The organism is Enterobacter sp. KBR-315C3_2022, assembly GCF_041399425.1.
Lineage (GTDB): Bacteria > Pseudomonadota > Gammaproteobacteria > Enterobacterales > Enterobacteriaceae > Enterobacter.
In genome coordinates, this window is sequence record NZ_JBGKEB010000007.1 from 1 (window position 1) to 23,297 (window position 23,297).

Annotated in this window: 18 protein-coding genes and 1 rRNA gene; 8 read left to right on the forward strand and 11 right to left on the reverse strand. The window is 54.9% G+C overall.

The genetic code is table 11. From position 1 onward, the window contains the following. A 5S ribosomal RNA gene (gene rrf, locus AB8804_RS09200) occupies window positions 1–105 on the forward strand; the annotation flags it as partial. 92 nt (window positions 106–197) lie between these two features. Here the strand turns inward: rrf and mobB are convergent. Together mobB and mobA are read right to left on the reverse strand one after the other, a co-directional pair. Beyond that, window positions 198–701 carry a molybdopterin-guanine dinucleotide biosynthesis protein MobB gene (gene mobB, locus AB8804_RS09205; RefSeq protein ID WP_371185218.1) on the reverse strand — a complete coding sequence of 168 codons (504 nt, stop codon included), beginning with the start codon at window positions 699–701 and terminating at the stop codon, window positions 198–200. Next, the gene (gene mobA / locus AB8804_RS09210) at window positions 701–1,282 is read right to left on the reverse strand and encodes a molybdenum cofactor guanylyltransferase MobA (RefSeq protein ID WP_371185220.1); all 582 of its coding nucleotides are present in this window, start codon (window positions 1,280–1,282) and stop codon (window positions 701–703) included. Before mobA ends, mobB begins: the two co-directional genes overlap by 1 nt. 68 nt (window positions 1,283–1,350) lie before the next feature. On the opposite strand from mobA, the gene AB8804_RS09215 reads away from it, so the two are divergent. From AB8804_RS09215 to dsbA, 3 genes are all read left to right on the forward strand, one after another. Next, a complete protein-coding gene (locus AB8804_RS09215; protein WP_154161702.1) occupies window positions 1,351–1,620 on the forward strand; it encodes a YihD family protein in 270 nt (89 codons plus the stop codon). A gap of 75 nt (window positions 1,621–1,695) precedes the next feature. Continuing rightward, on the forward strand, window positions 1,696–2,682 hold the full coding sequence (locus tag AB8804_RS09220; protein ID WP_371185223.1) for a serine/threonine protein kinase: 987 nt from the start codon (window positions 1,696–1,698) through the stop codon (window positions 2,680–2,682). A 27-nt stretch (window positions 2,683–2,709) separates the two neighbouring features. Beyond that, window positions 2,710–3,333, forward strand: coding sequence for a thiol:disulfide interchange protein DsbA (dsbA, locus tag AB8804_RS09225; RefSeq protein WP_371185225.1), 624 nt, complete (start codon window positions 2,710–2,712; stop codon window positions 3,331–3,333). A 27-nt stretch (window positions 3,334–3,360) separates the two neighbouring features. Here the strand turns inward: dsbA and AB8804_RS09230 are convergent, their stop codons facing one another. Beyond that, window positions 3,361–4,269: an acyltransferase gene (locus AB8804_RS09230; RefSeq protein ID WP_371185594.1), complete on the reverse strand. Its 909-nt coding sequence runs from the start codon at window positions 4,267–4,269 to the stop codon at window positions 3,361–3,363. A 438-nt stretch (window positions 4,270–4,707) separates the two neighbouring features. On the opposite strand from AB8804_RS09230, the gene polA reads away from it, so the two are divergent. Further along, window positions 4,708–7,500 (forward strand): DNA polymerase I, encoded by a 2,793-nt coding sequence (gene polA / locus AB8804_RS09235; RefSeq protein WP_371185227.1) that lies wholly within the window; start codon window positions 4,708–4,710, stop codon window positions 7,498–7,500. A gap of 302 nt (window positions 7,501–7,802) precedes the next feature. Here the strand turns inward: polA and yihA are convergent, their stop codons facing one another. Then, window positions 7,803–8,432: a ribosome biogenesis GTP-binding protein YihA/YsxC gene (gene yihA, locus AB8804_RS09240; protein ID WP_371185229.1), complete on the reverse strand. Its 630-nt coding sequence runs from the start codon at window positions 8,430–8,432 to the stop codon at window positions 7,803–7,805. 577 nt (window positions 8,433–9,009) lie between these two features. Here yihA and yihI point away from each other — a divergent pair. Next, complete coding sequence (gene yihI, locus AB8804_RS09245) at window positions 9,010–9,525, forward strand: Der GTPase-activating protein YihI (RefSeq protein WP_371185231.1); 516 nt, start codon at window positions 9,010–9,012, stop codon at window positions 9,523–9,525. Window positions 9,526–9,713: 188 nt separating this feature from the next. After that, window positions 9,714–11,087, forward strand: coding sequence for an oxygen-independent coproporphyrinogen III oxidase (hemN, locus tag AB8804_RS09250; RefSeq protein ID WP_371185233.1), 1,374 nt, complete (start codon window positions 9,714–9,716; stop codon window positions 11,085–11,087). Between the two features lie 63 nt (window positions 11,088–11,150). Here the strand turns inward: hemN and glnG are convergent, their stop codons facing one another. The 3 genes from glnG to glnA form a co-directional block, all read right to left on the reverse strand. Then, window positions 11,151–12,563, reverse strand: coding sequence for a nitrogen regulation protein NR(I) (gene glnG / locus AB8804_RS09255; protein WP_297119822.1), 1,413 nt, complete (start codon window positions 12,561–12,563; stop codon window positions 11,151–11,153). An 11-nt stretch (window positions 12,564–12,574) separates the two neighbouring features. Next, window positions 12,575–13,624 carry a nitrogen regulation protein NR(II) gene (gene glnL / locus AB8804_RS09260; protein ID WP_112012687.1) on the reverse strand — a complete coding sequence of 350 codons (1,050 nt, stop codon included), beginning with the start codon at window positions 13,622–13,624 and terminating at the stop codon, window positions 12,575–12,577. Between the two features lie 233 nt (window positions 13,625–13,857). Continuing rightward, a complete protein-coding gene (glnA, locus tag AB8804_RS09265) occupies window positions 13,858–15,267 on the reverse strand; it encodes a glutamate--ammonia ligase (protein WP_112012689.1) in 1,410 nt (469 codons plus the stop codon). 376 nt (window positions 15,268–15,643) lie between these two features. Here glnA and typA point away from each other — a divergent pair, with 376 nt between their 5' ends. Next, on the forward strand, window positions 15,644–17,467 hold the full coding sequence (gene typA, locus AB8804_RS09270) for a ribosome-dependent GTPase TypA (protein WP_112012691.1): 1,824 nt from the start codon (window positions 15,644–15,646) through the stop codon (window positions 17,465–17,467). Between the two features lie 56 nt (window positions 17,468–17,523). On the opposite strand, the gene AB8804_RS09275 is transcribed toward typA, so the two are convergent. Genes AB8804_RS09275 through AB8804_RS09290 form a run of 4 tightly spaced genes read right to left on the reverse strand, consistent with a single transcriptional unit; the run spans window position 17,524 to window position 23,285 of the window. Then, entirely contained in the window at window positions 17,524–18,942 is a 1,419-nt protein-coding gene (locus AB8804_RS09275) for an MFS transporter (RefSeq protein WP_371185238.1), read from the reverse strand. Between the two features lie 20 nt (window positions 18,943–18,962). Then, window positions 18,963–20,357: an MFS transporter gene (locus AB8804_RS09280; RefSeq protein WP_371185240.1), complete on the reverse strand. Its 1,395-nt coding sequence runs from the start codon at window positions 20,355–20,357 to the stop codon at window positions 18,963–18,965. A gap of 13 nt (window positions 20,358–20,370) precedes the next feature. After that, entirely contained in the window at window positions 20,371–21,243 is an 873-nt protein-coding gene (locus AB8804_RS09285) for a sulfite exporter TauE/SafE family protein (RefSeq protein WP_371185242.1), read from the reverse strand. A 2-nt stretch (window positions 21,244–21,245) separates the two neighbouring features. Further along, window positions 21,246–23,285 carry an alpha-glucosidase gene (locus tag AB8804_RS09290; RefSeq protein WP_371185244.1) on the reverse strand — a complete coding sequence of 680 codons (2,040 nt, stop codon included), beginning with the start codon at window positions 23,283–23,285 and terminating at the stop codon, window positions 21,246–21,248. Between the last annotated feature and the right edge of the window lie 12 nt (window positions 23,286–23,297).

A 23,297-nucleotide genomic window follows, 5' to 3' on the forward strand; every position in this document is an offset into this window, starting at 1 on the left:
TAGCGCGGTGGTCCCACCTGACCCCATGCCGAACTCAGAAGTGAAACGCCGTAGCGCCGATGGTAGTGTGGGGTCTCCCCATGTGAGAGTAGGGAACTGCCAGGCATCAATTGAGAAGAACCCCGTACCGTAAGGTGCGGGGTTTTTTGCTTTGTGCGGATAATAAGTCAGGCATGGCAATGCCGGTAGCTTGAAATTCAGGCCTTCCGCCACCTTAAAATAAATTCAGCAATCCCATCCGGATCATTCAAATCCAACACCGGAACTTCAAGTGGCAACGCACTATCACTGGCCACTGCAATTACGTGCTCATCAAGCGTTAACTCACCGACATCATGCCCGGCATCGCTTCTGAACAGCAGGATCTTAGGCACGGCCTCATGCTTAAACCCCTCAACCAGCACCAGATCCAGCGTGGAATGATCCATCCTGCTGACCAGATAACTAAGATCTAAAGGCGCTTCATCCGGCGTCTCAGTCATTAATGCCCAGCGCTGGCTGCTTGCGACCATCGTTTGGGCTGCACCCGCCTTGCGAAGCTCGTAGCTATCTTTACCCGGCTTATCGACATCCATATTGTGGTGGGTGTGCTTAATCAAGCCGGTACGTAAACCTCTGGCGGTTAGCGCTGGTATCAGTTTCTTCAGAAGCGTCGTCTTCCCGGTGCCGCTCCAGGCGGAAATAGCTAAAACGGGCGTCATTATTTCTCCTGCATCATTTGCAAATCTTCTGTGGTATTCACATTCACAAAGGCTGATTTAAGATCGCTAAAATCAACGGAATGACCGCCCGACTGGCGCATGAAAACCATCACGCGTCGTTCTCCAGACGTCAGATAGTTATGTAAATCAGGCAGTAGTCGTTTGTGCATTAACGCGATTGTGGGATGGTCACGCTCTCCGTCATGCACCCAGACGACAGGCGAGTCACCGCGCTGCTCCGTCAGACGTTCGACCAGACATGACGGAATAAACGGCGTATCGCACGGACAAAAGATAAACCACTCCCCCCTGGACTGCTGCATGACCGAGAGCATTCCAGCCAGTGGGCCAGGAAAATCAGTAAGGCTGTCGTGATAAATGGGGTACCCACTTTGCTGATAAATATTGATATGGCGATTGGCGCTAATGGCCATTGCCGATACCTGATCTGAGAGCATATCAGCGACATAACGCCACAATGGTTTACCGTTCAACACCTGCAAACCCTTATCTTTTCCGCCCATGCGCGTTGCTCTTCCGCCTGCCAACACGACGCCGATAATTTCCCGGTGCTGATTCACGAATATCGCCTCTTTTATTGTGGGATTGACCCTGCTAACGTGTCTCTCTAAATGAAAGGAGCACTACCATGAAATGTAAACGTCTGAATGAAGTTATTGAACTCCTCCAGCCCGCCTGGCAAAAAGAGCCAGAGCTAAATCTGATGCAATTTTTACAGAAACTGGCGCAAGAGTCAGGTTTTGACGGTGAACTGGCAGACCTTTCTGACGACATTCTGATCTACCACCTTAAAATGCGTGATTCTGCCAAAGACGCCGTCATTCCGGGCATTCAGAAGGATTATGAGGAAGATTTTAAGACCGCGTTGCTGCGCGCGCGTGGCGTAATTAAAGAGTAAAAGCTTGTAAGCGGAGCCACCGATATCGCTACAAAATGATATCCTGAATCATTCGTATAATTTCCGGATGATCGGATGAACGACCAGGCTTTTACTTTCCAGACATTACACCCGGATACCATCATGGACGCACTGTTCGAGCAGGGTATTCGGGTGGATTCCGGGTTAACACCGTTAAACAGCTACGAAAACCGCGTCTATCAGTTTCAGGACGAGGAGCGTCAGCGTTTTGTCGTAAAATTCTATCGCCCTGAGCGCTGGACGGCAGAGCAAATTCAGGAAGAGCATCAGTTCGCTCACGATTTGCTGAATGACGACGTGCCCGTTGCCGCCCCTCTGAAATTCAATGACCAAACGTTGCTTACGCACGAAGGGTTCTTCTACGCCGTATTTCCAAGTCTGGGTGGCCGTCAGTTTGAAGCCGATAATATCGATCAGATGGAATGGGTTGCCCGCTATCTTGGGCGCATTCACCAGACGGGGCGTAAAAAAAGCTTTATTGCCCGCCCGACTATCGGCATCCTGGAATATCTCACCGATCCACGCCAGGTATTCGAAACCTCGACGCTTATCCCAAATGGGCTAAAGGCTAATTTCCTCACGGCGACCGACAGGCTTATTGACGCAGTCAAAGCCTGCTGGCGCGATGATATTTCCACGCTGCGCCTGCACGGCGATTGTCACGCGGGTAATATTCTGTGGCGCGACGGCCCCCTGTTTGTCGATCTTGATGATGCGCGCATGGGGCCGGCCGTTCAGGATTTATGGATGCTGCTCAATGGTGATAAAGCTGAGCAACGTATGCAGCTTGAAACTATCATTGAAGCATATGAAGAGTTTAGCCCCTTCAATTCAGACGAAATTGCCCTGATTGAACCTTTACGCGCGATGCGCTTTGTCTATTATCTCGCATGGTTAATCAGACGTTGGGATGATCCCGCATTTCCCCGTAATTTCCCGTGGCTTACCGGGGAGGATTACTGGCGCAACCAGATATCCACATTTACCGAGCAGGTTAAGGTTCTACAGGAACCGCCTTTACAATTAACGCCAATGTATTAATAGGACACACCCAGGAGAGAGTTAATCATGAAAAAAGTATGGCTGGCGCTGGCAGGTATGATTCTGGCATTCAGCGTTTCCGCTGCGCAATTCAGCGACGGCAAACAGTACACTACGCTGGATAAGCCGGTAGCGGGAGAACCACAGGTTCTGGAATTTTTCTCGTTCTATTGCCCACACTGCTATGAATTTGAGCAGGTGCTGCATGTTTCCGATAACGTGAAGAAAAAGCTGCCAGAAGGCACCAAAATGACCAAATACCACGTCGAGTTCCTTGGCCCTCTGGGTAAAGATCTGACTCAAGCGTGGGCGGTTGCCATCGCGCTGGGCGTAGAAGACAAAATCACCGGGCCTATGTTTGAAGCTGTACAGAAAACGCAGACCGTGCAGACCACTGCAGACATCCGTAAGGTCTTCGTTGATGCTGGTATCAAAGGTGAAGACTACGATGCGGCCTGGAACAGCTTTGTGGTGAAATCACTTGTGGCTCAGCAGGAAAAAGCGGCTGCTGACCTGCAGCTGCGTGGTGTGCCAGCAATGTATGTTAACGGCAAATACCAGCTGAACATGCAGGGCATGGACACCAGCAGCATGGATATCTTTGTACAACAGTATGCTGATACCGTGAAATATCTGGTTGAGAAGAAGTAAGCTACTCTCAATACACGAAAACGCCGGTCAATGACCGGCGTTTTTGTATGAAGATTTGATGTTGTCTATCTGTTCGTCTTTCTCTTTCCAGAGCGTATTGAGCCATAGCTGGAAACGACGTTTGAAATTTTTATCGTTAACGTAATCGCCGTGCAGTTCGCTCTCAATTGGAACGAGATTAACCCGCACCACAATGCGCGTCAGCTTCCCGCTAAGCATATCGTAGAAGGGAGTCTTATCATTTTCCGGATAGCAAAGCGTCACGTTCAATAATTTATCGAACTGCTTCCCCAGGACATTAAGCGCCATTGCAATACCGGCGGCCTTGGGAGGCAAAAGATTCTGATAAGGGGAGCGAGTCTGACGATGTTTTTCTTCCGTAAAGCGAGAGCCTTCGACAAAGTTGACGATCGTCGTTGGATGCACGCGAAATTTCTCACAGGAGCGGCGCGTGGTGTCGACATCTTTTCCGCGATGTTCCGGGTGACGAAGAAGATAGCCGCGCGAATAGCGCTTCATGAACGGCATATCCAGCGCCCAGCAGGCCAGACCGATAAAGGGAACCCAGGCGAGCTGCTGTTTCAGAAAATATTTATTCATCGGGATATGTTTGCGAAATAGCACGCACAAAACGACGATATCTGCCCAGCTGTGGTGATTACAAATCAGTAAATACCAGTTCTTTTTGTTTAAACCCTCCAGGCCCTCAATATCCCATTTGAGATGTGGATTCAGGCGTAGAAGGAGTGCGAGCCCTTCGCACCAGCAGTACATCATGAAATTGCAAAATGCAGAAACGGCCCGCCAAACGCCAGGGATGGGGAGCAGCAGTTTAATCAACCCGGCGATGATGATCGGTACAGAACAGGCGATAGTGACCAGAATCGTTAAAATGATGCTTATGAGCAGGGTTAATGCAGCGAGCAATCTCGACATGATGAGCTTTTTCAGATAGTTAGCTTTAATGGAGCGACCATGTAGGCGCCGCAGGGCGCTGATTTTACCAGAAATTAAAATAAAAAATGGCGGTTTAACACGGTTAGTCAGGGCTTTTCCCATTCCACCGTGATTTAAACTATCTGAATAGGGTTAGCGAGGCTTATATCCACACTGACTAAATAGCGATCGATAAGCGATAAACAAAATAAAGACTTATTAATTCATTGATTTATAATGTTAATTTAATGTTCCTCTAAAGGCGCAGACGCCTATTATTCTTCCGTATTGAAATTATTCACAAACTTATCCACAGATTAAATTTTGCGAGCGATCCTCACGATCGCAAAATCTTTTCCTCTAAAGGGCGCTAAAAACTGATGTTTTCATGCTTCTGTGGCATCCTTTATCCATAAATTGATTAAAGGCACGGACATTATGGTTCAGATCCCAGAAAACCCTCTTATTCTCGTCGACGGCTCCTCTTACCTGTATCGGGCGTATCATGCGTTTCCTCCTCTGACCAACAGCGCAGGAGAACCTACCGGCGCGATGTACGGCGTGCTGAATATGCTGCGCAGCCTTATCCTCCAGTACAAGCCAACGCATGCGGCAGTCGTTTTTGATGCGAAGGGCAAAACCTTCCGCGACGAACTGTTTGAGCATTACAAATCTCACCGTCCACCGATGCCTGACGATTTGCGCGCGCAAATTGAACCGCTGCATGCGATGGTAAAAGCGATGGGTCTTCCGCTGATGGCGGTATCCGGCGTAGAAGCTGATGACGTCATCGGTACGCTGGCCCGGGAAGCCGAAAAGCAAGGCCGCCCGGTGCTGATTAGCACCGGTGATAAAGATATGGCGCAGCTGGTGACTCCGGGAATCACCCTGATTAACACCATGACCAACACCATTCTGGGCCCGGATGAGGTGGTGGCAAAATATGGCGTGCCGCCAGAACTGATCATCGACTTCCTTGCCCTCATGGGCGACTCCTCGGATAACATTCCTGGCGTGCCGGGCGTGGGTGAAAAAACCGCTCAGGCGCTGCTGCAGGGGCTGGGCGGTCTCGATACGCTGTATGTCGAATCAGACAAAATCGCCGGGCTTACCTTCCGCGGTGCGAAAACCATGGCTGGAAAACTGGAAGAAAACAAAGAGGTGGCGTACCTCTCCTATCAGCTGGCCACGATTAAAACTGACGTTGAGCTGGAATTAACCTGCGAACAGCTTGAGGTCCAGGAGCCTGCCGCGGAAGACCTGCTTGGCCTGTTTAAAAAATACGAATTTAAACGCTGGATCACGGATGTAGAGGCCGGTAAATGGCTGCAGGCGAAAGGGGCAAAACCAGCCGCAAAGCCGAAAGATACTATCGTGGTGGATGCAGAAGAGATGGTGGACGAAGAGATCTCAACTCTCTCTTCCGAGCATTACGAAACCATCCTCGAAGAGCCGCAGCTGCTCGCCTGGATTGAAAAGCTGAAAAAAGCGCCGGTGTTTGCCTTCGACACGGAAACCGACAGCCTTGATAACGTGTCGGCCAACATGGTGGGCCTGTCGTTTGCGATTGAGCCGGGCGTTGCGGCGTATGTTCCCGTCGCGCATGACTACATCGATGCCCCGGATCAGATCGCGCGCGACCGCGTCTTAGAGCTGATGAAGCCGCTGCTGGAAGATGACAAGGCGCTGAAGGTTGGTCAAAACCTCAAATACGATCGCGGTATTCTTCAAAACTACGGCATTGAGCTTCGCGGTATTGCGTTCGACACCATGCTGGAGTCCTACATTCTGGACAGCGTGGCGGGTCGTCACGATATGGATTCGCTATCTGACCGCTGGCTGAAGCATAAAACCATCACGTTTGAAGAAATTGCCGGTAAAGGTAAAAATCAGCTGACCTTTAACCAGATTGCGCTGGAAGAGGCGGGCCGCTACGCGGCGGAAGACGCGGACGTTACGCTCCAGCTGCACCTCAAAATGTGGCCAAAGCTGCAAAAGAACGAAGGCCCGTTAAACGTATTCCAGCATATCGAAATGCCGCTGGTGCCGGTGCTTTCGCGCATCGAACGTAACGGCGTTAAAATCGATCCAACGGTGCTGCATAATCACTCCGGCGAGCTCGCGCAGCGTCTGACCGAGCTGGAGCAAAAGGCGCACGAAGTGGCGGGCGAAGCATTTAACCTCTCATCACCCAAACAGCTGCAAACTATTCTGTTTGAAAAACAGGGCATCAAGCCGCTGAAGAAAACCCCGGGCGGCGCGCCGTCAACGTCTGAAGAGGTGCTGGAAGAGCTGGCGCTGGACTACCCGCTGCCGAAGGTCATCCTCCAGTACCGAGGCCTGGCGAAGCTGAAATCGACCTACACCGACAAGCTGCCGCTGATGATTAACCCGAAAACCGGGCGCGTTCATACCTCCTATCATCAGGCGGTTGCGGCCACCGGGCGGCTTTCGTCGACCGATCCTAACCTGCAAAATATTCCGGTACGTAATGAGGAAGGTCGACGTATTCGCCAGGCGTTTATCGCCCCGGACGACTACCTGATTGTCTCTGCGGACTACTCGCAGATCGAGCTGCGCATCATGGCGCACCTCTCGCGCGACCAGGGCCTGCTGACGGCGTTTGCCGAAGGGAAAGACATCCACCGTGCGACCGCAGCGGAGGTCTTCGGGCTGCCGCTTGAGAGCGTGACGAATGAACAGCGTCGCAGCGCTAAAGCCATCAACTTTGGCCTGATTTACGGGATGAGCGCCTTTGGCCTGTCGCGCCAGCTCAACATACCGCGTAAAGAGTCGCAAAAATACATGGATCTCTACTTTGAGCGCTACCCTGGCGTGCTGGACTATATGGAGCGCACCCGCGCCCAGGCGAAAGAGAAAGGCTATGTAGAAACGCTGGATGGCCGTCGTCTTTATCTGCCGGATATCACGTCAAGCAACGCTGCACGCCGTGCAGGGGCCGAACGCGCGGCGATTAACGCCCCGATGCAAGGTACGGCCGCTGACATCATTAAACGCGCGATGATCGCCGTGGACGCCTGGCTGGAAAAAGAAAAGCCGCGCGTGCGCATGATCATGCAGGTTCACGATGAACTGGTGTTTGAAGTGCACAAAGACGACCTTGAGCCTGTCTCTAAAAAGATCCATGAGCTGATGGAAAGCAGCATGAAGCTGGACGTGCCGCTGCTGGTGGAAGTTGGCAGCGGTGAAAACTGGGATCAGGCTCACTAAGGACTTTAGGAATAACGCCCTTTTTATGTAAGTAAGCAACATAACGTAGGGCGTTTTGTGACGATCATTAGATTTCCCTATGTAAAGAGTGAAAAAAAACTACGAAAAGTGCTTTTTCTGTCGTTAAAAAAGGGGTAGAGTTAGCGACGTAGGGTACAGAGGTAAGATGTTCTATCTTTCAGACCTTTTACTTCACGTAATCGGATTTGGCTGAATATTTTAGCCGCCCCAGTCAGTAATGACTGGGGCGTTTTTTATTGCGTCAAAGAAATAAAAAAGCGCGGACGGTGCCGCGCTCGGGATTACTCTTCTTCCGCTTCTGTTGCGGGTTCCAGCTCATTAAACCAGCTGTCGAGCTTCTGGCGAAGCTTATCCACGCCCTGTTTCTTCAGCGAAGAGAAGGGCTCAACCTGCACGTCGCCGTTGAACGCCAGCACCGCTTCGCGAACCATATTCACCTGCGCTTTACGCGCGCCGCTTGCCAGCTTGTCGGCTTTTGTCAGCAGCACCAGAACGGCGATTTCGCTCGAAACGGCCCAGTCGATCATCTGCTGATCGAGATCTTTCAGCGGATGGCGAATATCCATCAGCACCACGAGGCCTTTCAGACACTGCCGTTTTTCGAGATATTCACCCAGCGCGCGCTGCCACTTGATTTTCATCTCTTCCGGCACCTGCGCGTAGCCGTAGCCCGGCAGGTCGACAAGGCGTTTGCCTTCTGCCACTTCGAAAAGGTTGATCAACTGCGTGCGGCCAGGCGTTTTTGAGGTGCGCGCCAGGTTTTTCTGGTTTGTTAGCGTGTTAAGGGCACTGGATTTCCCCGCATTGGAGCGGCCAGCAAATGCCACTTCAATACCCGTATCGGAAGGTAAGTGGCGAATATCAGGCGCACTGGTGACAAAATGCGTCTGTTGATAGTTCCAGGTAGTCACGTGGTCGTCTCCAAAATCGTAATCTGCTGGGGATTATACCTGAATGCAGGCAAAAGGCTTTTCCCATCGTAACGGGCCTGTAGGTTAAAACCCTTCTGTCTGTGAGAGATCTGCCATAAAGTCTATGGGAGATTTAAGAGAAATCGCAGGCGTTAAAAACAGCAATATGTTTAAAATCAAAAAGTTGATTTAGGGTAATTATCCGAAAATTGATTTTTGTTCCTTTTGGTTGCTTGTTACTTTAACGGAAAAAGGTAAAGTGTGCGTCAAGGCGAGGATGCCACAGGATAACGACTTAAGGACAAGGGTCAGGAGCGCCAGGAGGCGAAGACTCAGGATTGTCAGGATGACAAGCGCCTGGAGGCGTTTAAACAGGAAATGGAACCGTATCACGGACGGTATTAGCCAAGGGATAAACAGGGTTTGTTGTTGGCAAACATGGATTGTCTGGCCCGTTAAGGGTTGAGAGTCAGGAAAAAAGGCGACAGATTGCTCTGTCGCCTTTTTTCTTTGCTTGCTTTCTGCTAGATTTCGCCGCAATTCTATACTGAAGAAAACGACTTAAAGATAAAACATCATGAAAAAACCGACTACCGCAGCGGGCGCGAAACGTCCTGCAAAAGCACGCCGCAAAACGCGCGAAGAACTGAACCAGGAAGCGCGCGATCGCAAACGCGATAAAAAGCATCGTGGCCACGCTGCGGGCAGCCGTGCAAGCGGTAGCGGTGCTGAAGGTGGGTCTGCAAAAGGCAAACCGCAGAAAGATCCACGCATCGGCAGTAAAACTCCCATTCCTCTGGGCGTGACAGACACCCCGGTCACTAAGCAGCACAAACCAAAGAGCGAGAAACCTATGCTTTCACCGCAGGCTGAGCTGGATTTGCTGGAGAACGATGAGCGCCTGGACGCGCTGCTGGAACGTCTTGAAGAGGGTGAAACCCTCACCGCAGAAGAGCAGTCATGGGTTGATGCCAAGCTGGATCGCATTGACGAGCTGATGCAGAAGCTGGGTCTGTCTTATGACGATGAAGACGACGAAGAGGAAGAAGAAAAGCAGGAAGACATGATGCGTCTTCTGAAGGGTGGAAACTAACGTTTGCATCCGGCAGGCACGCTCGTCCTGCTTATAACCCTTCCGGTTATATGTTATCTGGTGTGGTTATTCGTTAAACTACGGCGGTTGTCGCGGCGACAGAAGTGGCTGCGCACCCGAATGATGGCCCACAATGGGGCCAGAAAGGGCCGCCGTATACGAACGCGACACCAACGGAAGGAGTGAGCATGTCTGTACCATCTATCGACTGGGATTTGGCGCTAATCCAGAAATATAACTATTCCGGGCCGCGTTATACCTCATACCCCACTGCGCTTGAGTTCGCAGACACCTTTGGCGAAGCTGATTTTCAGCAGGCCGTTGCGCGCTATCCCGAGCGCCCGCTCTCGCTATACGTTCACATTCCGTTCTGCCACAAGCTCTGCTACTTCTGCGGCTGCAACAAAATTGTGACCCGCCAGCAGCACAAGGCCGATCAATATCTGGATGCGCTCGAGCAGGAAATTCTTCACCGCGCGCCGCTGTTTACAGGGCGTCATGTCACCCAGCTTCACTGGGGCGGCGGTACGCCGACCTATCTGAATAAAGCGCAAATCAGCCGTTTGATGACGCTGCTGCGCGGCAACTTCGCGTTTAACGACGACGCCGAAATCTCGATCGAGGTCGATCCGCGCGAAATTGAGCTGGATGTACTGGATCACTTACGCGCGGAAGGCTTCAACCGCCTGAGCATGGGCGTGCAGGATTTCAACAAAGAGGTGCAGCGTTTGGTTAACCGCGAGCAGGACGAAGAATTTATCTTCGCCTTACTCAACTGCGCGCGCGATATTGGGTTTACCTCGACCAACATCGATCTTATCTACGGCCTGCCGAAGCAGACGCCGGAGAGCTTTGCCTTCACGCTCAAGCGCGTGGCCGAACTTAATCCCGATCGCCTGAGCGTCTTTAACTATGCGCACCTGCCGACGCTGTTTGCGGCGCAGCGCAAAATCAAGGATGCGGACCTGCCGTCTGCCCAGCAAAAGCTGGATATTCTGCAGGAAACCATCACCTCGCTGACCGACACCGGCTACCAGTTTATCGGTATGGATCACTTTGCCCGCCCGGACGACGAGCTGGCGATCGCCCAGCGCGAGGGCGTACTGCACCGCAACTTCCAGGGTTACACCACGCAGGGCGACACGGATCTGCTCGGTATGGGCGTTTCCGCCATCAGCATGATCGGCGACTGTTATGCGCAGAACCAGAAAGAGCTGAAGCACTATTATCAGCAGGTGGACGACACCGGCAACGCCCTGTGGCGGGGGATCGCATTGACCCGCGACGACTGCATCCGCCGCGACGTGATAAAAGCGCTTATCTGCAACTTCCGCCTCGATTTCAGCGACGTGGAAGCGCAGTGGGATCTGCACTTCAGCGATTACTTTGCGGAAGACCTGAAGCTGCTGGCGCCGCTGGCAAAAGATGGGCTGGTGGATGTCGCTGATGGTGCGATCGAGGTGACGCCAAAAGGGCGCCTGTTGATTCGTAACATCTGCATGTGCTTCGATGCCTACCTGCGCCAGAAAGCGCGCCTGCAGCAGTTCTCGCGGGTGATTTAAGGCGCATTGCAAACGTGGCATTGCAGGCCGGGTAGGCGAAGCGCCACCCGGCACTGTACACAATCACTCCATTCCCAGCTCTTTCAGCTTGCGCGTGAGGGTGTTGCGCCCCCATCCCAGCAGGCGCGCGGCTTCCTGCTTGTGGCCCTGCGTATGGCGCAGCGCCGTGGTCAACAGCGTACGTTCCAGCTCCGGCTGAGCCTCAGAAAGCAGGTTTTGATGACCGGAACGCAGCGCGCGGTCGGCCCACTGCGCCAGCAGCGTCGCCCAGCTGTCCGGCAGCGCGTGGCCGGTGCTGCTTTCAGGCACGGTCGCTTCAAACAGCTCACTCGGTAAATCCTGAATCAACACCTCCTGTCCGGCGGCCATCACGGTTAGCCAGCGGCAGGTGTTCTCAAGCTGGCGCACGTTGCCGGGCCACGCCAGGCGGGTGAGGGCGGCGTCGGTTTCCGGATGCAGCTGCTTCGCTTCGACGCCCAGCTCGCGGGCGGCCACCTGCAGGAAATGGCGCGCCAGGCGTGGAATGTCCTCACGACGCTCGCGCAGCGGCGGCAGATGCACGCGGATAACGTTCAGGCGGTGGAATAAGTCTTCACGAAACTTCCCCTCCTGCACGCGCAGCTCCAGGTTCTGGTGCGTCGCGGCGATGATGCGCACGTCCACCTTAACGGGCGCGTAGCCGCCCACGCGGTAAAACTGCCCGTCGGCCAGCACGCGAAGCAGGCGCGTCTGCACGTCCAGCGGCATATCGCCGATTTCGTCCAGGAAAAGCGTGCCGCCATCCGCCTGTTCGAAACGCCCCTGGCGAATGGTGTTCGCCCCGGTAAACGCGCCTTTCTCGTGGCCAAACAGCTCGGATTCAATCAAATCCTTCGGGATCGCCGCCATATTCAGGGCGATAAACGGCGACTTTGCGCGCGGGCTATGGCGATGCAGCGCGTGCGCAACCAGCTCTTTACCGGTACCCGATTCACCGTTGATTAATACGCTGATTGACGAGCGGGACAGGCGGCCAATGATGCGAAACACGTCCTGCATCGCGGGCGCTTCGCCGATGATGTCCGTCGTCGGGCCAAAATCCGGCGCGTTGCGCGGCTGCTGCTGTTCCTGATAGTGGCTAATGGCGCGCTCGACCAGGGCAACCGCCTCGTCGATATCAAACGGCTTGGGCAGGTAGTCAAACGCGCCCTGCTGATACGCGCTCACGGCGGCATCCAGGTCCGAGTGCGCGGTCATTATGATGACCGGAAGCATCGGATGACGCTGTTTGATCTGCTTTAAGAGCGCCAGCCCGTCCATGCCCGGCATACGAATGTCCGACAGCAGCACGTCCGGCGTTTTGGTGGTGAGTGCGTCGAGCACCTCGCTGCCGCTTTCAAACGTTGTGCAGCTTAATCCGGCCCCCGTGAGCGCGCGTTCAAGCACCCAACGGATGGAGCTATCGTCATCGACTACCCAGACTATCCCTCGTTGCATACTCGTCACCTTTATTTTTTAATCGGCAGGAAAACCGAGAACTCGGTATGTCCCGGCCAACTGGTAAATTCAATTTTGCCTGAGTGTTGGTCAATCAGGCTGCGGGCAATGGATAATCCCAGGCCGGTACCGCCTTCGCGCCCGCTCACCATCGGGTAGAACAGCGTGTCCTGCAAATGCGGTGGAATGCCCGGCCCGTTATCCTCAACGTCGATGCGCGCCGCCAGGCGATAGCGCACGCCGTGCAGCGTGAGCTGGAACGCCGTGCGGGTGCGCAGAATGATCTCGCCCCCTTCCGGTCCCAGCGCCTGCAGCGCGTTACGCACGATGTTCAGCAGCACCTGTTCAATCTGGTCGGGATCGTGCGCCAGCTCCGGCAGGCTGGGATCGTAGTCACGCACCAGCGTGACGTTTTCCGGCAGCTCCATCGACACCAGCTTCACCACGCGCTCCGCCACCTTGTGGATGCTCTCTGAAACGTGCATGCCGGGGTGCTGCGGCCCTAAAAGACGGTCCACCAGATTACGCAGGCGGTCCGCCTGCTCGATGATAACGTTGGTATATTCCGCCAGCGAAGGATCGGGCAGCGCTTTGGTTAACAGCTGCGCCGCGCCGCGCAGGCCGCCCAGCGGGTTTTTGATTTCGTGGGCCAGGCCGCGCACCAGGTCGCGGGCGGCTATTTGCTGCGCATGCTGAAGCTGTTCCTGGCTCAGGCGGCGCTGATTGTCCATCGGCGCCATCTCCAGCAGGATCATGCCGTCAGGAAGACGCTGCGCCGTCAGGGAGAGAATATGCGAGCGCCCGTCAATCACCAGCGTCACTTCGTTGTCGGTAAACCCCTGTCCGGCGAGCAGGCTTTCGCGCATCAGCTCGACGTTCAGCGAGAAATAGCTCAGCAGCTCCGGGAGCGGGGTGCCAAACAGCTTGCGCGCGCTCTGCGCCAGCAGCTGCTGCGCCGCCGGGTTGGCGTAATGCACGGCCAGCTCGTCATCAACAAGCAAAATGCTGGTAATCAGGGAATTGAGGATCTGCCCAGCATCGGGCAGCGTGCCAGTTGCCATTCAGCAGTCTCCTGGAGTTGTTTGCACTAATTTAGTGCAGTATAGCTTTTTGTTAACAAAAAGCGCGGGGAATCAGACCGTTGGCGGAGAAAAAAGCCCATCCTGAGATGGGCTAAAAAGTTTCCACGGCAACTAAAACCTGCGTCTTTCTCGCTACAGCCGCGTTGCTGCGGCAAGAAATCCATTGGCTTTTAAAACTCTCGCGACGCATTGCGCAGAGTTTTTATTCTTCTTTAAACGCTGTAGTACAGTTCGAACTCAACCGGGTGCGGCGTCATGCGTACGCGGTCGTTCTCTTCGGTGCGCAGCGCGATGTAAGCGTCGATCGCTTCATCGGTGAACACGCCGCCGGCCGTCAGGAACTCACGGTCTGCGTCCAGCGCCTGCAGGGCTTCTTCCAGAGAGCCTGCAACCTGTGGGATCTCTTTCGCTTCTTCTGGCGGCAGATCGTACAGGTTTTTATCCATGGCTTCGCCAGGGTGGATCTTGTTCTTAATACCGTCCAGACCGGCCATCAGCAGCGCGGCGAAGCACAGGTATGGGTTAGCCGCCGGGTCCGGGAAGCGCACTTCGATACGACGCGCTTTCGGAGAAGCAACCACCGGGATACGGATAGAAGCGGAACGGTTACGGGCAGAGTAGGCCAGCATAACCGGCGCTTCGTAGCCTGGGACCAGACGCTTGTAGGAGTTGGTGGTTGGGTTCGCCAGGGCGTTGATCGCTTTAGCGTGCTTAATCACACCGCCGATGTAGTGCAGCGCCTGCTCGGACAGACCGGCATACTTGTCGCCAGAGAACAGGTTGGTACCGTTCTTGGACAGGGACATGTGGCAGTGCATACCGGAACCGTTGTCGCCAAACATCGGTTTTGGCATGAAGGTCGCGGTTTTACCGAAACGGTGCGCCACGTTGTGCACAACGTATTTGTAGATCTGAATCTCGTCCGCTTTCTTGGTCATGGTGTTAAAGCGGGTTGCGATTTCGTTCTGGCCAGCAGTAGCCACTTCGTGGTGATGCGCTTCAACCACCAGGCCCATCTCTTCCATGATCAGACACATGGTAGAGCGGATGTCCTGTGAAGAATCGACCGGAGGAACCGGGAAGTAACCGCCTTTCACGCCAGGACGGTGACCTTTGTTACCACCTTCGTATTTGGTGGAGGAGTTCCACGCGCCTTCGATGTCATCGATAGCCACGTGAGAACCGGAAATCGTTGCGCCGAAGCGGATGTCGTCGAACAGGAAGAACTCAGGCTCTGGCCCGAACAGCACGGTGTCCGCGATGCCGGTAGAACGTAGATACTCTTCAGCGCGTTTCGCGATGGAGCGCGGGTCGCGGTCGTAGCCCTGCAGCGTGCCTGGCTCGAGGATATCGCAACGGATGATCAGCGTAGACTCTTCGAAGAACGGGTCAATGAGCGCAGTAGAGGCGTCTGGCATCAGAACCATGTCGGATTCGTTAATGCCTTTCCAGCCGCCGATGGAGGAGCCGTCAAACATTTTGCCTTCTTCAAAGAATTCGGCGTTCACCTGATGAGCAGGAATTGTGACGTGCTGTTCTTTACCTTTGGTATCGGTGAAGCGCAGATCAACAAACTTCACTTCATGTTCGTTCAGCATCGTCAAAACGTGTTCAGCGGACATACTTACTCTCCAGATTGGTCATTGTCGTCGTGGTAACGAGGTCTTCAAATCGGCCGTGCTGCCATTTTTTTACTGTATTTCTGTAAAGCGAAATCTGTGCCAACTTTTAAAACACCCCAAAAAGGCGTTATCATGCGCACCATAGTGCAAAAGTGCTGCACTACAATGGATTTGTTGCACCAGTATAGTGCTTCAATGTGAACATTGAGCACCATATTGGTGCAATTTACGTTAAAGTGCCCTTTTACCGCTCCGTGAAAGCGATCACAAAGCATCTCTGCAATACTTGTTTGCGGGGGATGTTTGTGATCCTGTTTTGTAGTGCGATTAATCCGTGTACAATAACGCGCTATTTCTAAATGCCTGAGGCAAAGTTGTGATCGAAAAATTGCGTAACATCGCCATCATCGCGCACGTCGACCATGGTAAAACTACCCTGGTTGATAAGCTGCTGCAGCAGTCCGGTACGTTTGATGCTCGTGCCGAAACTCAAGAACGCGTGATGGACTCCAACGATTTGGAGAAAGAGCGTGGGATTACCATCCTCGCCAAAAACACCGCCATCAAATGGAATGACTACCGTATCAACATCGTTGATACCCCAGGCCACGCCGACTTCGGTGGTGAAGTTGAACGTGTAATGTCCATGGTAGACTCCGTTCTGCTGGTCGTTGACGCAATGGATGGCCCAATGCCGCAGACGCGCTTTGTGACCAAAAAGGCGTTTGCCCATGGTCTGAAGCCAATTGTTGTTATCAACAAAGTTGACCGCCCTGGCGCGCGTCCTGACTGGGTTGTTGATCAGGTATTCGACCTGTTCGTTAACCTCGACGCGACCGACGAGCAGCTGGACTTCCCTATCGTTTACGCTTCTGCGCTGAACGGTATCGCCGGTCTGGACCACGAAGACATGGCTGAAGACATGACCCCGCTGTATCAGGCGATTGTTGACCGTGTTCCGGCTCCAAACGTCGATCTCGACGGCACCCTGCAGATGCAGATCTCTCAGCTGGACTACAACAACTACGTTGGCGTCATCGGCATTGGTCGCATCAAGCGCGGTAAAGTTAAGCCTAACCAGCAGGTCACTATCATCGATAGCGAAGGCAAAACCCGTAACGGTAAAGTCGGTAAAGTCCTGACTCACCTGGGTCTTGAGCGTATCGAGAGCGACATTGCTGAAGCGGGCGATATCATTGCCATCACCGGTCTGGGTGAGCTGAACATCTCCGACACCATCTGCGATCCGCAGAACGTCGAAGCGCTGCCGGCCCTGTCCGTTGATGAACCAACCGTATCCATGTTTTTCAACGTCAACACCTCTCCGTTCTGTGGTAAAGAAGGTAAGTTCGTTACCTCTCGTCAGATCCTTGACCGCCTGAACAAAGAGCTGGTGCACAACGTTGCGCTGCGCGTTGAAGAAACCCCAGATGCGGACGCATTCCGCGTTTCCGGTCGTGGTGAGCTGCACCTGTCAGTTCTGATCGAAAACATGCGTCGTGAAGGTTTCGAAATGGCGGTTTCCCGTCCGAAAGTTATCTTCCGCGAAATCGACGGCCGCAAACAAGAGCCGTTCGAAAACGTGACCCTGGACGTTGAAGAGCAGCACCAGGGTTCTGTAATGCAGGCGCTGGGCGAGCGTAAAGGCGACCTGAAAAACATGAATCCAGACGGCAAAGGCCGCGTGCGTCTCGACTACGTGATCCCAAGCCGCGGCCTGATCGGCTTCCGTTCAGAGTTCATGACCATGACCTCTGGTACCGGTCTGCTGTACTCCACCTTCAGCCACTACGACGACGTTCGTCCGGGCGACGTGGGCCAGCGTAACAACGGCGTGCTGATCTCCAACGGTCAGGGCAAAGCGGTTGCGTTTGCACTGTTCAGCCTGCAGGACCGCGGTAAGCTGTTCCTGGGTCACGGTGCGGAAGTGTACGAAGGCCAGATCATCGGTATTCACAGCCGTTCTAACGACCTGACCGTAAACTGCCTGACCGGTAAGAAACTGACCAACATGCGTGCGTCCGGTACGGACGAAGCAACGGTTCTGGTTCCACCGATCAAGATGACCCTGGAGCAGGCTCTGGAGTTCATCGATGATGACGAACTGGTAGAAGTGACTCCACAGTCAATTCGTATCCGTAAACGTCACCTGACCGAGAACGATCGTAAACGCGCAATGCGCGGTGCGAAAGAAGAGTAATTTTTACTCTGAATGAAAAAAGCCGCTGACTTCAGCGGCTTTTTTGTGGCTGACGTTCAGGCGGTGCTCAGCGTGTCCCGGGCATTAATTTTTGCGGTATCTGAAACCTGTACCTGCTTACGCCGGGCCAGTTCTTCGATGATCAGCGCAAACCGCGCCTCGTTGAGCCTGTAAAAAAGCCCCATCGTTAATGCCGCGAGAATAGCCAGCGCGCAGGGCCAGAGGAAGATAAGCTGGCGCAAACCGGACAGCGCCCCGGCGCTTTGGACGACATTCGGCACATAGCCAATTTGCGTCAGCATAATGCCGGGTAAGAAGCCCGCCAGCGCGGCGGATATTTTCCGCGAGAAGGTATAGCCGGTATACACCGAGCCTTCAGCACGGATCCCCGTTTTCCATTCGCCATAGTCGACCGTATCCGGCACCAGCGCCCAGTTGAGGCTGTTAACGAACGCCGTGCCGAAGAATGCGACGCAGGAGAACGCCACGAACAGCGCAGAGCTGCTGCCCCAGACAAAGTTCAGCATATCGCCAGCGGCCCACAGAACCAGCCCGCCCAGATACACCTGTTTCTTGCCAAAGCGCTTCACCGCGGCAGGAACGAGCAGCACGCCGAGTAAAATGCAGCCCATGCTAAAAAAGCCCATCCATGCCAGCAGCTGAACGTCGTTTAAAACGTACTGCGTGTAGTAGACCTGAATGGCCAGCTTGATGTTGAAAGCCGCCAGCGTGCAGAGATTCGCAATGCATAACACCAGCAGCGGGGGATTGCGAAAGATGGCGCAGATCGATTTCACAATGGTCGGCTTATGGTGATCGGGCGAGCGCTCAATGTAGCGCTCCTTCACGCCGCTGTAGCACCCCCACATGCAAAACAGCCCGACGGTGACGAACAGCAGCGCAGCCACCAGATAACCCAGCGACGGTTTCGCGCTGAACAGCCCCTGAATGGGCATAAATCCAACGGTGCAGATCAGCAGGCCCAGGGTTGCTCCACCCTGTCGCCAGGCGGCGAGATGCGCCCGCTCCTGCGGATTTTTGGTGATAGCCGGCACCATCGCGCCATAAGAGCAGTTCATCAGGCTGTAGAACAGGCCAAACAGCATAAACAACGCGGTGGCGAGGGCGGTTTTGACCGTCAGGCTAAAGTCATTCGCCATAAACTGCGCGGCGGAGACAATGGCGACCGGTAAAGACGCATAAAGAATGAACGGACGGAATTTCCCTCTGGCACCGATGTTCCTTCGCGAGTCGAGCAGCACGCCGGTAAGCATGTCGGTAAAGGCGGTGAAAAATTTCGCCACCAGGAAAATCACGCCGCCGTAAAAAGCCGGCATCCCCAGCTCGTCGGTATAGAACTTCAGCAGATACAGCGTGCCGATGCTCAGCATCAGGTTTGAGCCTACGTCGCCAAGGCCATAGGCACATTTCTCCCGCAGGCTCAGCGTCAGGGTTAACGGGTTGTGAAGCGTCATAGTTGCCCTCTCATTGTCCATCAGGCCGTACGCTTACGCGTTTCGATTTCTTTTACGATGCGGACGTACATCTTCTCATCGAGGGTATAGAAAAAGCCCATTGCCACGATGGTGATGACCGCCAGCGCGCTCGGCCAGATAAAAATCAGCTCGCGAAGGCCTTCCACCGTGCTGGTGGATTGCACCACGTTGGGCACATAGCCGATTTGCGTGAGCATCAGTCCAGGGAAGAAACCGGCCAGCGCCTGGGAGACTTTGCGAAAGAAGGTAAAACCGGTGTATACCGTACCTTCCGAGCGCACGCCGGTTCGCCACTCGCCGTATTCAACGGTGTCGGACACCAGCGCCCAGTTCAGGCTGTTAACGAAAGCGGAACCGAAAAACGCCAGGCAGGAGAACGCCACAAAGCTCACCGAGCCGCCGCCGAAGAAGTAGTTGAGCAGATCGCCTGTCACCCAAATCAGCAGGCCGCCGAGATAGACCTTTTTCTTGCCGAAGCGCCGCACCGCGCCGGGCATCAAAAACACGCCGACAAAGATGCAGCCCATGCTGAAGAAGCCCATCCAGGACAAAAGAATCGGGTCGTTAAGCACGTACTGCGTGTAATACACCTGAATCGCGAGCTTAACGTTGAACGCCCCAAGCGTGCAGAGATTGGCAATGCAGAGGATAAACAGCGGGCGATTCCCGGCGATGGCGCGAAACGAGGCAAGCAATCCGGGTTTTTGTGCCGGATTGGCGGGCTGGGTTTCTACATAGCGCTCCTTCACGCCAGCGTAGCAGCACCACATACAGAACAGGCCGCAAAGGGAAAACAGCGCGGCGGCAAAAATATAGCCACGCTGCGGATTTCCCTCCATCAGGTTCATCACCGGCACGAAGCCCACCGTGCAGAGCAGCAGCCCGAGCGTTGCGCCTCCCTGACGCCAGGCCGCAAGCGAAGCCCGCTCGTCCGGATTTTTGGTGATGGCAGGCACCATTGCCCCGTAGGAGCAGTTCATCATGCTGAAGACCAGGCCGTAGAGCATGAACAGCAGCGTGGCGATGAGCGTCTTCCCGGTGATATCAAACGGCGTGCCGACAAAGTTGGCCACCGCCAACAGCGCCACCGGGAAGGCGGCGTACAGCACGAACGGGCGGAACTTGCCTGTCGGGCCAATCTTTCGGCGCGAGTCGAGCATGATGCCGGTGCCCATATCGGTAAAGGCCGTAAAGAACTTCGCCACCAGAAAGATAACCCCACCGTAGGTGCCGGGCAGTCCCAGCACGTCGGTGTAAAATTTCAGCAGATACAGGGTGCCGATATCCAGCAGGATATTCGACCCGAGCTCGCCCATCCCGTAGGCGACCTTCTCTTTAAACGGCAAACGCAACCGTGCCGGATCGCTGCCGCTTTCACTGATAACCTGACTCATCGCCCGCTCCTTCTTATGACTGACTAGCCGCGCGGATCGCCGCGACCTTTTTGCCAAACAGCAGGTGCAGCACCAGCAGCAGGCCAAAGACAGGCAGCAGCGCGCTGAGCGCGGAAATCCCGGTAGCGCCTTTAATCAGCATCGCGCCGGAGGCAATCAGCAGTAAAAACACCATCACACGGAATACGTTAACGGAAATCCGCTTATGCACGTACTGGCCCACCAGCGAGCCCAGAATCATGGTCGGGATGCAGAACAGCACCAGCTTGACGGTCGACACCGTCAGAATGCCGCTGGTGGTGAGCCCCCCGATAATGGCGATGTTGTTGGCGGTGAAAAACGCGTTCAGCGTACCGCGAAAAGCGGCCGGAGCCAGATTGCGCAGCATGCCGTAAATCACCACCGGCGGCCCGTTAGTGGAAAACGCCGATCCCAGCGCGCCGGCAATCACGCCGATCGGCATGGCGATCCAGTTTTTGTCGTACACCGGCAGACGCGGAATAAACAGGCTGTAGAACGAGTAGAGGATCAGGAAACCGCCAAGGCCGATTTTCATGATGTGATCGGGTAGGTACGACAGCGCGTAAATCCCCACCGGAATGCCTGCAAAGGAGAACACAATCAGCACCAGCGCGGAGCGCCAGTTCGTTTCTTTGCGCGACAGCCAGGTGGCGTACAGCGCGGTGGCGGTGCCGACAATCACCGACATCGGCGCGGCCATTTTTAACGGCAGCAGCAGGGTAATCAGCGGCATCGTGGTTAATGCCCCGCCGAATCCGGCGCAAATGCCAACGAAGGTGTACATAAACATAATGGCGATAACCAGCGCCATGACGCTGTAGTCCAGCTGAACGCCGTCGGGCGTAAAGAGCGTAAAAAAGTCCATGATTAGCCTCGGATAGCCAGGGTGCGGAGTGGGGCGAAGAGCGATTGCCATTCACTGCTGGCGCGATAAAAGACCGGCGGTTGCCCGAGCGGGGCGTCAACGGTAACGTCACCGCCCGCGTATTCCTGGCCTGTCCAGACGTGGATCCATCTGTCCTGCGGCAGATATACCGTCCAGTCGCGTCGTCCCTGCTCGTAAACCGGCGCCACCAGCAGGTCACGCCCAAGCAGATACTGATATTTCAGGTCGTAGGTGCGCCGATCGTCCTCGTAGTGCAGGAACAGGGGGCGCATGACCGGCAGGCCGCTTTTGGCGTTCTGCGCGACGGCGGCTTTGATATACGGCTTCAGCGTGGTGAAAACCGTAGTCATACGCGCGAAGTGGGCGATGGTTTCCGCGTCGCCGTCGAACTGCCAGTTATCGCCAGGACGATTGCCCTCGTGGGTGCGCATCATCGGCGTGAAGGCGCTGAAATCGCACCAGCGCAACAGCAGCTCTTTGCTGCGCTTCATCTCGAAGAGGGTGGTGTAACCGCCGATATCGCTGTGGTGCAGGCCGTGTCCGCTCATGGCCAGAGAGAGCGCCGCCGGGATCACCGAGGCCAGCCCGTCGTCGAGGCTCCAGTCGACGTTCTGATCGCCCGCCCACATCATGGTGGCGTACTTCTGGCTGCCGGTGTAACCCGCGCGCATAAAGAACAGGATCTCGCCGAGCTTGCCGGTCTCTTCCAGCGCCTCGTAGTTACACTTCGCCCACAGCGCGGGCCAGGCATTATGCATGATCTCCGCGCTGACGCCGTTGTGCAGGAAGGTATCGGTCGGCAGATATTCCCCGAAGTCGGCCATCCAGCCGCCGCAGCCCAGCGCAATCAGGTTCTTTTTAATCACCTCTTTGTACCAGTCGTAGGCTTCCGGATTGGTCAGGTCGATAACGCCCGCGTAAAACTCGCCGAACTCAACGTGGTAGTCCTTGCCGTCGGCGTCTTTGGTCAGATAGCCGCGCTTCGCCGCCTCGTCGCAAAGGTCTTTGTCGCTGGCGACGTAGGGGTTGATATAGGAGAGGAACCGCACGCCCTCCTGCTTCCACTGCGCGATGCGTTGATCAAGCTGCGGATACAGCTCGCGGTTCCACTTCCAGTTCCACATCACGCGCTTGCCGAACGAGGTCATGCGGATGCCGGACCAGTCCTGCGCCCAGATGCCGTTCACCTTCACGCCGCCTTCGCGCATGGCGTCGAGCTTTTGCTGGCACACGTCGGTGCCGCCCTGCACGCCCAGGGTCACGCCGTCGTAAACCCAGTCCGGCAGCTCAGGCTGGCGGCCGAGCAGCGCCGTTAATTTTTCCAGCAGATCGACGTACGTTGGCGCACATTCAAAGCGCAGCGTGGCGTTATCCTCCCAGAAAGCCAGCTCGTGAAAGTCCGGGGCGCTGAAGTCGAAATTCATGTACCCGCTGTTATCCACGTGGCAGTAATACTTTTGGGTGCTGACAAACGTCGGCTGGGGGAAGAAGGTCCAGTAGTAGTCGCCTCCGGCGTTTTCCTTGCAGTCGGCAAGCCAGGTCACGTGCGTTTTTTTATTGCGCCCCACGCCCTGTTCACTGGTCCAGAGCGGGAAGGGTTTACCGCGCAGATCAAAATAGGAGAACTGTTCGCCGCAGCCGTAAATGTGATCTTCTGGCTTCGCCGCTACCCTCAGCCAGATGCGGTTGTGGCTGGCGTTATCGTTGTGAAGATCCAGCACCAGGCGACCGTTTTCATCCTGATGAACGGCGAGCGTGGCGCGGGCCGTGTCGCCGCGTGAAAAGAGAATGCGCCAGCCTGAGTCGTGCTTTTGTACGCTGGCTTCCGTCAGCGCGATTTTCTCGCGAAGCTTATCTTTGATGCTGAAGTTGCCGCGAAACATCTCAATATCGGCCGTCCCCGTTCCAAGCCACAGGCATGGCGTTTGACGGCTGTGATGCAGAATGGGACGAGCCTGGAACGACAGCGTAAAGCCATCGTCCTGGGTGATCAGTTCTATATCAGTAAATTGCGAAGCCATAACGACCTCCGT